This window comes from Enterobacter sp. UCD-UG_FMILLET, from assembly GCF_000762975.1.
Lineage (GTDB): Bacteria > Pseudomonadota > Gammaproteobacteria > Enterobacterales > Enterobacteriaceae > Enterobacter > Enterobacter dykesii.
Genome location: NZ_JRJC01000015.1, coordinates 288213 through 301336 on the forward strand (window position 1 = coordinate 288213; position 13124 = coordinate 301336).

A 13124-nucleotide genomic window follows, 5' to 3' on the forward strand; every position below is an offset into this window, starting at 1 on the left:
ACTTATGTTCAGATCGATTCGTGCACGCATCATCGCGACGACGGCAGGCTGTCTGGTCGTCGCCCTTCTCCTTAACACCGTTATCAACTTCCAGGTCACGCGCCAGGATAACCAGCAGTCCCAGCGCGATATTCTGACCAGCACCAGCGCCAGCCATAACATGGCGATTGCCGACTGGGTAAAAAGCAAGATGTCGGTGATCGCCTCCGCGCAGACCGTTGCGCTGAGTGACGACCCGGTTCCGGTGTTTAAACAGCTTGCGCAGGCGGGTGGATTCACCAACGTCTATGTTGGCTACGCCAGCAAAACGGCGAAATTCTCTGAACCGGCGGGCGTTCCGGCGGACTATGACCCCACTATTCGCCCGTGGTATCAGCAGGTGGTCAGCACGGACGGTCCGGTTGTCACCGCGCCCTACGTTGACGCGGGGACCGGTAAACTGGTGGTCACCTTTGCGGTGCCGGTGAAAGAAAATGGCACGCTAAAAGCGGTGGTGGCGGGCGATGTGGCGATGGACAGCGTGGTGGCTAACGTGCGCGGGATCCATCCAACCCCGGCCAGCAGCGGGCTGCTTCTGAACAGCGACGGCAGCGTGATTGCCGCTAACGATCCGGCTCTGACGCTGAAACCGTTTGGTGAGACGATCAAAGGCATTGATTTTGCTGCGCTGAAAAGCGGTAACCTCGTCGACGGAACGCTGAACGACGCTGAAAAAACCTTCGTGGCGACAGCCGTGCCGGGCACAAACTGGCTGTTAGTCGTCGCGCTCGACAGCGGTGACGCCACCTCCGGCATGCGTTCCCTGCTTAAAGCCTCGGGGATTTCGCTGGTGATCCTCGCACTGCTGAGCGGCGCCATTGTGCATTTCCTGATTGCCCGCTTGCTCAAGCGCTTGTCCGACATTCGCGACGCGATGCACAACATTGCTAACGGGACTAACGATCTGTCCCAGCGCCTGCCGGACAGCGGCGAAGATGAGGTTGCGCAGATTGCGCAGGCCTTTAACGCCTTCAGCGATAAGCTGTCGGTAGTGATGGTGCAGCTCCGTGACGCCAGCGAATCGGTGAAAAACGCCGCGCAGGAGATTGCCGCAGGTAACCAGGATCTTTCCGGACGTACCGAGCAGGCGGCATCCAGCCTGCGCGAGACGGCCAGCGCCGTGGAGCAGATCACCGCCTCCGTGACCCAGTCGAATGAATCGGCGGCAGAAGCGAACGATCAGGCGAGCAAAGCCTCAGCGGCCGCGGCGCGCGGCGGCGAGGTGGTATCGCAGGCGATCAGCACCATGCAGTCTATTGAAGTCGCGTCGGCAAAAATTGGCGATATCACCAGCGTGATTGACGGCATTGCTTTCCAGACCAACATACTGGCGCTGAACGCCTCCGTCGAGGCGGCGCGTGCGGGTGAGCAGGGGCGCGGGTTTGCCGTCGTCGCTGGCGAAGTGCGTAACCTGGCGAGCCGTAGCGCTCAGGCGGCGAAAGAGATCAAATCCCTGATCGATTCCACCACCGACAGCGTGGCGACCGGCTCCCGCTACGTGCATCTGGCAGGGGAAAGCATGGATGAGATCCGCTCCAGCATCGGAAGCGTCTCAGGCATCATGCGCGAAATCTCCATCGCCACCAGCGAGCAGATGAAAGGGATTCATGAGATCAACCACGCGGTGACGCATCTGGACAGAATGGTGCAGCAGAACGCTGAATTGGTGGTGGAATCCGCCGCCGCCGCGGGCGCTCTGCAGAGCCAGGCGGGCGACCTTGCTGAAACAGCCGGGCATTTCCGCATTTAATCTTCTTCCGGCGCGCGTTTAGGGGTTAAAACGCGCGCCAGCCTAAATTTTGAGGAATTTTGTCATTTTTGTTTAATCGTTATGCCATTTTTTGATCAAAATCAGCATCCTTCCCCCTCCCCTTTGGTGTTATGCAATTAGTAAATTGTGAACAATATCACGCTCGGGATGGGCAAAATCGACGGGGTAAAAAATGGCACTGGTGAAGACAAGTTTGAAACTGTTTGGCGGGGATACGGTCGTGGTACGTTGCTCAGAACGCTGCCGCATTCATCTCATGAGTTCAAAAGCGCAGAAGCAATCGCAGGCGGATATTCTGACGGTGCAGGATGACAAGGCGTGGCTGACCGTGCCTTATACTGGCACCTGGGATGTGCTGATCGACAGCCACAGCCAGTCGCTGGAGCATTCGGTCAGCTACGTTGCCGCATAAAACGAACGCCCGGTTTAGCCGGGCGTTTTTTCAGGCAAAACCCGGACGTAGCGGGTTATTAAGCAGGTTCCCTTCCAGCAGCGCCTTAACCTTCACCACCAGCTCATTCAGACAATCGTCCTGCATCCCGAGGCGGGTCAATTCCTGATCGAGGGAGAAGAGATACTGCGCGTTGGTGCCCAGCGGCCCGCTCGCGGCGGCAATCAACGGGGCAATCACCTGCGTGCGGGTATCCGCTTCATACAGCGGATGGCGCGGGTCCATAATAAACACCAGCGCATTGACGGTGCGTCCGTCGTCCAGTTCCAGCTTGCACCAGCTCGGCATATAGCAGCCGGTGATCATCTCGCGCTTCCAGAGCAGCGTAAGCTCCTCTTCCAGCGTGGCATCAGGCAGGCGATACGCCACGCCCGTGGTGCGCCCGCCCTCTTTCAGTGCAAGCATGCGCCCCGGCTGGCACGCGCTGCCGCGTCCGGCCGTCAGGCGCAGGCAAAATGCGCGATGCCAGCCAGGCAGCGTTCCCGTTGCCGATTCGACAAATTCGAGCGCCGGGTTCCACATCAGGGAGCCGTAGCCAAAAATCCATACCGGGCCATCATCCGTGCGGCAGGCAAGCGTGGCAGCGAGCGACGCCGCACGTTGTTCAGCTGACCAGAGAAGCGATTCCTCAATAGCACCAAATGCCGTCTTACAATCTGCCTTCATTAAGAAATCACGCGTTAACACTTTACACCTCCGCCACTGCATGCTTCCTTGCGACATCTGTAATTCGCCTTCCCGGCATTTTTTGCTGGTCATTTTGCCAGCAGTTAAATAACGATAAGCAATTAGCGGACCAGTTGCAATACAACGGAAGTTCAACCGCCTGAAAAGTCAAAATGAAGGCAGCGAATCATTTCACGGCTATTTCTTTTTATGCCATTTATCGTCGTCTCCTTTCTCATATTCATGTTTTACTGCGGCCCAGGCGACCTTGTGGGCCGTCTCTTCACGGCTGGCATCATCCCGGCGATCGTCCTTGTCTTTGTACTGATCCCAGGCGCTGTTAAACGCCTCTTTGTAGATATCCTGCGCGTGAGCGGGCAGCACGTTTTGCACGTTATCCGGTAATTCACGTTTCGCTTTATAGGGCATCACTAACCTCTCTTTTGGTTAAAGAGATAAGTGTGGACGACGATACGCCATGGTGCCACCCGACAATAATTTATGAATACATTACATTTTTAATTTATTGTTATTTAATGATTAATAAATAAAAACACCGCATTATAGACATCAAGAATGAAAATAATGACAAAGGGTAAAATTAAGTAAAAAATAAAGGGTATTTAACAGAGATCTGTTAGTTTAATGACCTCAAAAATCTATCTATAATTACAAGCACCTGCATTGATGGAGAAGCACATGACAGCAACACACGAGGCGGTAAAGACCCGCCACAAGGAGACGTCACTCATTTTCCCGGTTCTGGCACTGGCTGTGCTGCTCTTCTGGGGAAGCAGTCAGTCACTGCCAGTGGTGGTTGGTATCAATATTCTTGCCCTGGTCGGCATCTTAACCAGCGCATTTAGCGTTGTTCGCCATGCGGACGTCCTGGCCCACCGTCTGGGCGAGCCGTACGGATCGTTAATTCTCAGCCTTTCCGTTGTTATTCTCGAAGTCAGCCTGATTTCCGCGCTTATGGCGACCGGCGATGCCGCGCCGACGCTGATGCGCGACACGCTCTACTCGATCATTATGATAGTGACGGGCGGCCTGGTGGGCTTCTCTCTGCTGCTGGGCGGGCGCAAATTTGCGACCCAGTATATGAACCTGTTCGGCATTAAACAGTATCTGATCGCCCTCTTCCCGCTGGCGATTATCGTGCTGGTCTTCCCGATGGCGCTGCCGGGTGCAAACTTCTCCACCGGTCAGGCGCTGCTGGTCGCCCTGATTTCCGCCGCGATGTACGGCGTGTTCCTGTTGATTCAGACCAAAACGCACCAGAGCCTGTTTGTGTACGAGCATGAAGATGACGGCGACGATGATGACCCGCACCACGGCAAGCCGTCGGCCCACAGCAGCGCATGGCATACGGTTTGGCTGATCGTACATCTGATTGCGGTGATTGCCGTCACCAAGATGAACGCTAACCCGCTGGAGACGCTGTTAACCGAGCTGAATGCGCCGGTGGCGTTTACCGGCTTCCTGGTGGCCCTGCTGATTCTGTCGCCGGAAGGGCTGGGCGCGCTGAAAGCGGTGTTGAATAATCAGGTGCAGCGCGCAATGAACCTGTTCTTCGGCTCCGTACTGGCGACGATTTCACTCACCGTCCCGGTGGTAACGCTGATTGCCTTTATGACGGGCAACGAGCTGCAGTTTGCGCTGGGCGCGCCGGAGATGATTGTGATGGTCGCCTCGTTGCTGCTGTGCCAGATTTCGTTCTCAACCGGGCGTACCAACGTGCTGAACGGCGCGGCGCATATGGCCCTGTTTATTGCGTATCTGATGACGATATTTGCGTAATTTTATCCGGTGCGGGCTGAGGCCCTCACTCCAACCCTCTCCCACAGGGAGAGGGAAAACAAAAAACCCGCCGAAGCGGGTTTTTTTATTAGTTGCTGGTATCCAGCTCGTCGAAGCTCTTCACCAGATCGTCAATCGCTTTGATCTGCTTCAGGAACGGCTCCAGCTTGTCCAGCGGCAGCGCGGATGGGCCGTCGCATTTCGCGTTAGCCGGATCCGGGTGCGCTTCAATGAACAGGCCTGCCAGACCAGTCGCCATGCCGGCGCGCGCCAGCTCGGTCACCTGGGCGCGACGGCCGCCGGACGCGGCGCCGAACGGGTCGCGGCATTGCAGAGCGTGGGTCACGTCGAAAATCACCGGAGACTGGCCGGAGACATTTTTCATCACGCTGAAGCCCAGCATGTCGACAACCAGGTTGTCGTAGCCGAAGTTTGCGCCACGGTCGCACAGGATCACCTTGTCGTTGCCACCTTCGATAAACTTATCGACGATGTTACCCATCTGCCCAGGGCTTACAAACTGTGGTTTCTTCACGTTGATAACGGCACCAGTTTTCGCCATCGCCGCAACCAGGTCGGTCTGGCGAGCCAGGAATGCCGGGAGCTGAATCACGTCCACCACGTCTGCCACCGGTTGCGCCTGAGAGGCTTCATGCACGTCGGTGATCACTTTCACGCCAAAGGTCTGCTTCAGCTCCTGGAAAATCTTCATCCCTTCTTCCAGGCCCGGGCCACGGTAAGAGTTGATGGAGGAGCGGTTGGCTTTGTCAAAAGAGGCCTTAAACACGTACGGGATGCCCAGCTTCTGGGTCACGGTCACGTAGTGTTCGCAGATACGCATGGCGAGATCGCGGGATTCCAGCACGTTCATGCCGCCAAACAGTACGAACGGCAGGTCATTTGCTACCTTGATATCACCAATGCTAACCACTTTTTGTTTCATAGGATCGCCTTATTCAGGTGTGAATCGGAATTAAGATTAATGCAGTGTAATTTGTTTGTGCGAGATCGCGTTGATCTGCGCACGAATCATTTCGCTAATGGGGTCTTCCGGACACTGCTCGACGAAATAATTCAAATCGTTCAGCGCCACGTGCTCACAGTCGAGCTGCGCGTAGATCAGCCCGCGATCGCGAATTTCGTACGGATCTTCCGGGTTGAACTGCAGCAGCACTTCGCTGGCGCGCAACGCCAGCTCCATCTGACGCTCTTCCATTAACGCAGACTTCAGCGTATCCAGCAGCTTGCGGATCACTTCTGCGTTATCCGCCTCGTCGAGATCTTCGTTGAAGAGTTCAGCCACCGGGCTGATATTGCCTTTCAGCCACACGTCCAGCGTATGTTCATCCAGCGTGTCGCCGTTGAAAGGATTAATGAGCCACATTTCGCCGTCCAGCCACTCTGCACGCAGGATCATCTGCGTCGGGAAAATGACCGGGACCAGCGGAATATCCAGACGGTGCGCGACCCACAGCAAAATAGAGCCCAGCGCCACGGCGCTGCCCTGACGATTTTTTAAGACCTGGTCCAGCCATAACGCGTCAGACAGGCGATACACGCCCCGCGTGTCGCAGAAACCCCATTCGCCGTAGAAAAGCTCCAGCAGCTTCTCTAATTGCCAGTCTTGCGGGCGAGCCTGATTAATCTCTTCACGCGCCAGGCTGACCAGATTCTCCAGCTCATCGTAGACAAACTGCGACGTAAAATCGTCGCGAATCATCTCAGAAATCAGGATCATGCCATCGCAAAGCGGCACTTTATTAAATTCGAAATCGGCTAAGGACCTCATGACTTACCCCAGTAACGGTATTCTTGTGGTGGCGAGTTTAATGATGATGTACAGCACCACCAGACCCAGCAGAAAGGCGATAAACCCGACCTGCTGGCTGCGCGGACGACGACGCCCAAGCGCGATAAAACCCAAAACGATGTAGATGATAACGCCAAACAGCTTTTCAGTCAGCCATGCACCTTTATCAGTAAATGGCAGATAACCGGTCTTCCACATGAGTCCGGCACCGGAAAGGAGCAATAGCGTGTCGATGCAGTGGGGCGCGATACGCACCCAGCGGGCATCCGTCAGCGGATTGTTGCTGTAGCGCCACCAGTAACGGACGATGAAAAAGCTGATGGTCAGCGCAACGGAAACGAGGTGGACGGTAATGAGCACGGTAAAGAGGCTCATAGCCACTGCCCCAGCGTCAGGCGTTCGTTGCCGCCGTAGTCGCGGCAGGTTTCGACAGCGGCGTAGCCAGCTTGCGTAAACAGTGCCCGAACGTCCTCTCCCTGCGTCCAGCCATGCTCCACCAGCAGCCAGCCGCCGGAAAGCAAATGCTTTCGTGACGTTGTCACAATGTGATCGAGATCGGCTAATCCCGCGTTGGCGGCCACGAGCGCCGTCAGCGGTTCGAAGCGCACGTCTCCCTGCGCAAGGTGCGGGTCATGTTCGTCGATGTAGGGAGGATTGCTGACAACCATCGCAAATGAGCGATTCTCCAGCGCCTCAAACCAGCTGCTTTGCAGCACCGTCACGTTGCAGAGCCCGTGACGTTCCACGTTACGCTGCGCCAGCGCCACCGCATCGGGCATTACGTCCACCGCCGTCACCGCGCAGTCGGGCCGCTCGGTAGCGAGCGCCAGCGCGATAGCCCCTGTCCCGGTACCGAGATCGAGAATGCTGCAGGCCGCCGCCGGTAAACGCGCCAGCGCCTGCTCCACAAGACACTCGGTGTCCGGACGCGGGATCAGCGTCGCCGCCGAGACGTAAAGCGGTAACGACCAGAACTCACGCTCACCGACAAGGTGCGCCACCGGCTCGCCGGTTTTACGGCGGGCAAGCAGCGCGGCGAGCTGCGCTTCCTGTTCCGCGGTCAGTTCGGTTTCACCAAAAGCCAGCAGATACGTGCGGGCTTTACCCGTCACATGCTCAAGCAAAATTTCGGCGTCGCGTTTCGGGCTTTCGCTTTCTGAAAGCTCACCGGCCGCCTCACGTAACCAGCGCTGAAAATCCATTATTCCTGCTCGGACAGCGCCGCCAGCTGGTCGGCCTGGTATTCCTGCACGATAGGCTCGATCAGCATATCCAGCTTCCCTTCCATCACCTCGTCCAGACGGTACAGCGTCAGGTTGATGCGGTGGTCGGTTACGCGGCCCTGCGGGAAGTTGTAGGTGCGGTTACGGTCGCTGCGATCGCCGCTGCCCAGCAGATTACGGCGCGTAGACGCTTCCGCCTGCTGGCGTTTCGCCATTTCGGCTGCGTGGATACGCGCGCCCAGCACGGACAACGCTTTGGCTTTGTTTTTGTGCTGGGAACGCTCGTCCTGACACTCAACAACGATGCCGGTCGGCAGGTGGGTAATACGGATGGCGGAATCGGTGGTGTTAACGTGCTGACCGCCCGCGCCAGAGGAGCGGAACGTATCAATACGCAGGTCCGCCGGATTGATGTCCGGCAGTTCAGCTTCCGGCAGCTCCGGCATCACCGCAACCGTACAGGCTGAGGTGTGAATGCGGCCCTGAGATTCGGTGGCCGGCACGCGCTGCACGCGGTGACCGCCGGATTCAAACTTGAGACGACCGTACACGCCGTCGCCGCTGATCTTGGCGATAACTTCTTTATAGCCACCATGTTCGCCTTCGTTGGCGCTCATGATCTCCACTCGCCAGCGACGCGATTCGGCGTAGCGGCTGTACATGCGGAACAGATCCCCGGCAAACAGCGCCGCTTCGTCACCGCCGGTACCGGCGCGCACTTCCACAAACGCGTTACGCTCGTCGTCCGGATCTTTCGGCAGCAGAAGCACCTGAAGCTGCTGCTCCATCTCTTCAGAACGCGCTTTCGCATCCTGCAACTCTTCCTGCGCCATCTCGCGCATTTCAGGATCGTCGAGCATCATCTGCGCGGTTTCGATATCTTCCTGAACCTGTCTCCAGTCGGTAAAGCATTTAGAAACATCACTTAACTGCGCGTATTCACGCGAGAGCGCGCGAAAACGTTCCTGGTCCGCAATGGTCCCGGCATCCCCGAGCAGCGCCTGTACTTCTTCATGGCGCTCGTGCAGAGCTTCCAGTTTAGCGACGATAGAAGGCTTCATAGGCGTAAGTGCACCTTGTCTTAGAAAATGGGTATAGGGCGCTATTCCAGCCCGAGGCTGTTGCGCAGAATAGTCAGGCGTTCATCATCCCCGTCACGGGCGGCCTGCTGAAGAGATTTGGTTGGTGCATGGATCAGGCGGTTGGTCAGTTTCCACGCCAGATCCTGCATAATCGCATTTGCGTCGCCGCCCTGTTCAAGGGCTGCTAACGCTTTGGCAGTCAGGTCATCACGCACCTGTTCCGCCTGCCCGCGGTACTCGCGGATGGTCTCGCTGACGCTTTGCGCGCGCAGCCAGGCCATAAACTCACTGGTTTCCTGCTCAACGATGGTTTCCGCCTGAACCGCCGCCGCTTTACGCTGGGCAAGGTTGTGCGAAATGATGCTTTGCAGGTCATCCACGCTGTAGAGATAGGCGTTAGGCAGCTTGCCCACTTCCGGCTCAACATCGCGCGGGACGGCGATATCCACCAGCAGCATCGGCTGATTACGGCGGGACTTCAGCGCACGCTCCACCATCCCTTTCCCGATAATCGGCAGCGGGCTGGCGGTAGAGCTGATAATAATGTCCGCCTCTTTCAGGCGTTCATCGATGTCGCTCAGGGCTACCACCTCTGCACCCACTTCATCCGCCAGCACCTGCGCGCGTTCGCGAGTGCGGTTAGCGATAATCATCTTTTTCACTTTATGCTCGCGCAGATGGCGCGCCACAAGTTCGATGGTTTCGCCCGCCCCCACCAGCATCACGGTGACGGTAGAAAGGGATTCAAAGATTTGGCGTGCAAGGGTGCAGGCCGCGAAAGCAACAGAAACCGCACTGGCACCAATGTCGGTTTCGGTTCGCACACGCTTCGCCACGGAGAACGACTTCTGGAACATGCGCTCCAGCTCGCTGGCCTTCAGATGTCCTTTTTGCGAATCCGCAAAGGCTTTTTTTACCTGACCCAGAATTTGCGGCTCGCCCAGCACCAGCGAATCCAGACCGCTGGCGACGCGCATCAGATGGCTGACGGCATCGTTGTCCTGATGCCAGTACAGGCTGTTGCGCAGCTCGTCTTCATTGAGATTGTGGTAATCACATAGCCAGCGGATCAGCGCTTCGTGCAGGTTGTCCTGCTCTTCCACGCTTAAATACAGCTCGGTACGGTTGCACGTCGAGAGCACCACGCCACCCTGCACCATAGGCTGTGCAAGAAGGCTATCCAACGCCAGGTCAAGCGTATCCGGCGAAAACGTTACGCGTTCTCGCAGCGAAACCGGAGCCGTTTTGTGGTTGATGCCGAGTGCTAATAGGGTCATGTTGAGCGGGAGTAGTACCAGCGTTAATAAGGTTAGCAGAACGCATCATACAGGATGCGGGAGATCAATAAAAGGGACAGCCCCTTTCGGAGTAATAGGTTACACAACCCTTTGAGATAATTTGAACGTAGACGGTAGCCCCCTTCGACGCTAGCATTAACAGTTATAACTGCAACGTATCTCAAGGATTTGTCCTCATTATGACCCGACTGATTCGCCTGCTGCCGCTGGCAGCACTGGTTCTGACCGCCTGTACCGTCACCCAACCAAAAGGCCCGGGCAAAAGCCCTGACTCGCCTCAGTGGCGTCAGCACCAGCAGGACGTCCGTAATTTGAACCAGTACCAGACCCGCGGCGCTTTCGCTTATCTCTCTGACGAACAGAAGGTTTATGCCCGCTTTTTCTGGCAGCAGACCGGTCAGGACAATTACCGCCTGCTGCTGCTGAACCCGCTGGGCAGCACCGAACTGGAGCTTATCGCGAAACCGGGCGAAGCGCAGATCACCGATAACAAAGGTCAGCACTATACCGCGACCGATGCCGAAGAGATGATTGGCAAGCTGACCGGGATGCCAATCCCGCTCAACAGCCTGCGCCAGTGGATCCTTGGTCTGCCGGGTGATGCCACCGACTACACCCTGGACGATCAATATCGTCTGAGCCAGGTGAACTACACCCAGAACGGCAAAACCTGGAAAGTGGTGTACAGCGCCTATGACAGTAAGAGTAAACCGTCGCTGCCATCGAATATGGAACTGACCCAGGGCAGCCAGCGCATCAAGCTGAAAATGGACAACTGGATCGTTAAATGATGACCCACTGGCCCTCTCCGGCAAAGCTGAACCTGTTTTTATACATTACCGGCCAGCGTGCTGACGGTTATCACACCCTGCAGACGCTGTTTCAGTTTATTGACTATGGCGACACGATCTCCATTGAACTGCGCCAGGACGGGCAGATTTGCCTGCTAACGCCGGTCGAAGGCGTGGCGCATGAGGACAACCTGATCGTGCGCGCCGCGCGTCTGCTGATGAAAGCCGCGGCGGAATCAGGACGTCTGCCCGCGGGAAGCGGTGCGGATATCCGTATCGAGAAGCGCCTGCCGATGGGCGGCGGTCTGGGGGGCGGCTCATCCAATGCAGCCACCGTGCTGGTTGCGCTGAACCACCTCTGGGGCTGCGGGCTGTCGCAGGACGAACTGACAGCCCTGGGCCTGACGCTGGGGGCGGATGTCCCGGTGTTTGTGCGCGGTCATGCGGCCTTTGCCGAGGGCGTGGGGGAAATCATCTCCCCGGCTGAACCGCCGGAGAAGTGGTATCTGGTGGCCCACCCTGGCGTGAGTATTCCGACGCCGGTCATCTTTAAAGATCCTGACCTGAAAAGGAATACCCCGGTTCGGTCAATAGAAACGTTATTAAATTGTGAATTCAGCAACGATTGCGAGGATATCGCAAGAAAACGTTTTCGCGAGGTTGATGCGGTGCTTTCCTGGCTGTTAGAATACGCGCCGTCGCGCCTGACTGGTACAGGGGCCTGTGTCTTTGCTGAATTTGACACCGAATCCGCCGCTCGTCAGGTGCTTGAGCAAGCGCCGGTTTGGCTGCATGGTTTTGTAGCACGCGGGATGAACACCTCCCCCCTACAGCAGGCCATTCTGGCGCAGACTGAGTTTCGGTGACAACGTCACCCTGTTCCAGACGTTGCATCGCGCTCTTTAATACACCGCCTGGATAGCCTTCGCCTGGCCCGCACAGTTTGCGGCGAACGCTATCCACCACTGGACGCATGCCTGAGGTTCTTCTCGTGCCTGATATGAAGCTTTTTGCTGGTAACGCCACCCCGGAACTAGCACAACGTATTGCCAACCGCCTGTACACTTCCCTCGGCGACGCCGCCGTAGGTCGCTTTAGCGACGGCGAAGTCAGCGTACAAATTAATGAAAATGTACGCGGTGGTGATATTTTCATCATCCAGTCCACCTGTGCTCCAACGAACGACAACCTGATGGAACTGGTTGTTATGGTCGACGCCCTGCGTCGCGCTTCCGCAGGCCGTATCACTGCTGTAATCCCTTACTTCGGCTATGCCCGCCAGGACCGTCGCGTCCGTTCCGCGCGTGTGCCAATCACCGCTAAAGTTGTCGCTGATTTCCTGTCCAGCGTCGGCGTTGACCGCGTACTGACCGTTGACCTGCACGCAGAGCAGATCCAGGGCTTCTTCGACGTCCCGGTTGATAACGTATTCGGCAGCCCAATTCTGCTGGAAGACATGCTGCAGCTGAACCTGGATAACCCAATCGTGGTTTCTCCGGATATCGGCGGCGTGGTACGTGCCCGTGCTATCGCTAAGCTGCTGAACGATACCGACATGGCAATCATCGATAAACGCCGTCCGCGCGCAAACGTTTCTCAGGTGATGCACATCATCGGTGACGTTGCTGGCCGTGACTGCGTGCTGGTTGACGACATGATCGATACCGGCGGTACGCTGTGTAAAGCAGCTGAAGCGCTGAAAGAGCGTGGTGCCAAGCGCGTATTCGCTTACGCGACTCACCCGATCTTCTCCGGTAACGCGGTGAACAACCTGCGCAACTCCGTCATTGACGAAGTTGTGGTATGCGATACCATCCCACTGAGCGACGAGATCAAAGCACTGCCAAACGTGCGTACGTTGACCCTGTCCGGGATGCTGGCCGAAGCGATTCGTCGTATCAGCAACGAAGAATCCATCTCAGCAATGTTCGAACACTAATCGAACACGGCCGAAAAACCCGCTGCGGCGGGTTTTTTTGTCTCCGGGTTTTATTTGTATGATTAATGCCTCCTTCACCTGCCATTCACATGACAGATGATGCGCATACGGATGATAGATAATTGTGAAAAACGTAGCCTCCTCACATGTTCTGCCCTTTCGCGCCCTCATCGACGCCTGCTGGAAAGAGAAGTACACCTCGTCACGCTTTGTCCGTGACCTGATTGCCGGGATCACCGTCGGCATCATCGCCA

General features: G+C 56.8%; 14 protein-coding genes. 6 read left to right on the top strand and 8 right to left on the bottom strand.

Translation table 11 applies throughout. The annotated features are described in order from the left end of the window. Positions 1-4 precede the first annotated feature (4 nt). Together LA04_RS08455 and LA04_RS08460 are read left to right on the top strand one after the other, a co-directional pair. Positions 5-1789, top strand: coding sequence for a methyl-accepting chemotaxis protein (locus LA04_RS08455; RefSeq protein ID WP_047651178.1), 1785 nt, complete (start codon positions 5-7; stop codon positions 1787-1789). A gap of 193 nt (positions 1790-1982) precedes the next feature. After that, complete coding sequence (locus LA04_RS08460; protein ID WP_010432930.1) at positions 1983-2222, top strand: DUF1883 domain-containing protein; 240 nt, start codon at positions 1983-1985, stop codon at positions 2220-2222. Between the two features lie 30 nt (positions 2223-2252). Here LA04_RS08460 and LA04_RS08465 read toward each other — a convergent pair whose 3' ends face one another. Beyond that, complete coding sequence (locus LA04_RS08465; RefSeq protein WP_047651179.1) at positions 2253-2948, bottom strand: gamma-glutamylcyclotransferase; 696 nt, start codon at positions 2946-2948, stop codon at positions 2253-2255. Between the two features lie 177 nt (positions 2949-3125). Beyond that, positions 3126-3356 carry a putative cation transport regulator ChaB gene (chaB, locus tag LA04_RS08470; RefSeq protein ID WP_023312121.1) on the bottom strand — a complete coding sequence of 77 codons (231 nt, stop codon included), beginning with the start codon at positions 3354-3356 and terminating at the stop codon, positions 3126-3128. A gap of 270 nt (positions 3357-3626) precedes the next feature. Between chaB and chaA the strand changes: the two genes are divergently transcribed. After that, positions 3627-4727: a sodium-potassium/proton antiporter ChaA gene (gene chaA, locus LA04_RS08475; RefSeq protein WP_023312122.1), complete on the top strand. Its 1101-nt coding sequence runs from the start codon at positions 3627-3629 to the stop codon at positions 4725-4727. Positions 4728-4815: 88 nt separating this feature from the next. Here the strand turns inward: chaA and kdsA are convergent, their stop codons facing one another. Genes kdsA through hemA form a run of 6 tightly spaced genes read right to left on the bottom strand, consistent with a single transcriptional unit; the run spans position 4816 to position 10119 of the window. Further along, positions 4816-5670 carry a 3-deoxy-8-phosphooctulonate synthase gene (gene kdsA, locus LA04_RS08480; protein WP_029741601.1) on the bottom strand — a complete coding sequence of 285 codons (855 nt, stop codon included), beginning with the start codon at positions 5668-5670 and terminating at the stop codon, positions 4816-4818. A gap of 36 nt (positions 5671-5706) precedes the next feature. Then, complete coding sequence (sirB1, locus tag LA04_RS08485; RefSeq protein ID WP_023312124.1) at positions 5707-6516, bottom strand: invasion regulator SirB1; 810 nt, start codon at positions 6514-6516, stop codon at positions 5707-5709. Between the two features lie 3 nt (positions 6517-6519). Further along, complete coding sequence (gene sirB2 / locus LA04_RS08490; RefSeq protein ID WP_047651180.1) at positions 6520-6912, bottom strand: invasion regulator SirB2; 393 nt, start codon at positions 6910-6912, stop codon at positions 6520-6522. After that, entirely contained in the window at positions 6909-7739 is an 831-nt protein-coding gene (gene prmC, locus LA04_RS08495) for a peptide chain release factor N(5)-glutamine methyltransferase (protein WP_047651181.1), read from the bottom strand. The genes sirB2 and prmC overlap by 4 nt, the downstream gene beginning before the upstream one ends. Beyond that, complete coding sequence (gene prfA, locus LA04_RS08500; protein ID WP_021240360.1) at positions 7739-8821, bottom strand: peptide chain release factor 1; 1083 nt, start codon at positions 8819-8821, stop codon at positions 7739-7741. Before prfA ends, prmC begins: the two co-directional genes overlap by 1 nt. 41 nt (positions 8822-8862) lie before the next feature. Further along, entirely contained in the window at positions 8863-10119 is a 1257-nt protein-coding gene (gene hemA, locus LA04_RS08505) for a glutamyl-tRNA reductase (protein ID WP_023335999.1), read from the bottom strand. A gap of 200 nt (positions 10120-10319) precedes the next feature. On the opposite strand from hemA, the gene lolB reads away from it, so the two are divergent. From lolB to prs, 3 genes are all read left to right on the top strand, one after another. Further along, complete coding sequence (lolB, locus tag LA04_RS08510) at positions 10320-10931, top strand: lipoprotein insertase outer membrane protein LolB (RefSeq protein WP_047651182.1); 612 nt, start codon at positions 10320-10322, stop codon at positions 10929-10931. Further along, positions 10928-11797, top strand: coding sequence for a 4-(cytidine 5'-diphospho)-2-C-methyl-D-erythritol kinase (ispE, locus tag LA04_RS08515; RefSeq protein WP_047651183.1), 870 nt, complete (start codon positions 10928-10930; stop codon positions 11795-11797). Before lolB ends, ispE begins: the two co-directional genes overlap by 4 nt. A 125-nt stretch (positions 11798-11922) precedes the next feature. After that, entirely contained in the window at positions 11923-12870 is a 948-nt protein-coding gene (prs, locus tag LA04_RS08520) for a ribose-phosphate diphosphokinase (protein WP_003856663.1), read from the top strand. Positions 12871-13124: the final 254 nt, after the last annotated feature.

Excerpts from the sequence above, each read along its gene's own strand:
- ispE (WP_047651183.1), top strand. The coding sequence starts at position 10,928 with ATGATGACCCACTGGCCCTCTCCGGCAAAGCTGAACCTGTTTTTATAC.
- chaB (WP_023312121.1), bottom strand. The coding sequence starts at position 3,356 with ATGCCCTATAAAGCGAAACGTGAATTACCGGATAACGTGCAAAACGTG.
- kdsA (WP_029741601.1), bottom strand. The coding sequence starts at position 5,670 with ATGAAACAAAAAGTGGTTAGCATTGGTGATATCAAGGTAGCAAATGAC.
- hemA (WP_023335999.1), bottom strand. The coding sequence starts at position 10,119 with ATGACCCTATTAGCACTCGGCATCAACCACAAAACGGCTCCGGTTTCG.
- prfA (WP_021240360.1), bottom strand. The coding sequence starts at position 8,821 with ATGAAGCCTTCTATCGTCGCTAAACTGGAAGCTCTGCACGAGCGCCAT.
- chaA (WP_023312122.1), top strand. The coding sequence starts at position 3,627 with ATGACAGCAACACACGAGGCGGTAAAGACCCGCCACAAGGAGACGTCA.
- lolB (WP_047651182.1), top strand. The coding sequence starts at position 10,320 with ATGACCCGACTGATTCGCCTGCTGCCGCTGGCAGCACTGGTTCTGACC.
- sirB1 (WP_023312124.1), bottom strand. The coding sequence starts at position 6,516 with ATGAGGTCCTTAGCCGATTTCGAATTTAATAAAGTGCCGCTTTGCGAT.
- LA04_RS08455 (WP_047651178.1), top strand. The coding sequence starts at position 5 with ATGTTCAGATCGATTCGTGCACGCATCATCGCGACGACGGCAGGCTGT.
- LA04_RS08460 (WP_010432930.1), top strand. The coding sequence starts at position 1,983 with ATGGCACTGGTGAAGACAAGTTTGAAACTGTTTGGCGGGGATACGGTC.
- sirB2 (WP_047651180.1), bottom strand. The coding sequence starts at position 6,912 with ATGAGCCTCTTTACCGTGCTCATTACCGTCCACCTCGTTTCCGTTGCG.
- prmC (WP_047651181.1), bottom strand. The coding sequence starts at position 7,739 with ATGGATTTTCAGCGCTGGTTACGTGAGGCGGCCGGTGAGCTTTCAGAA.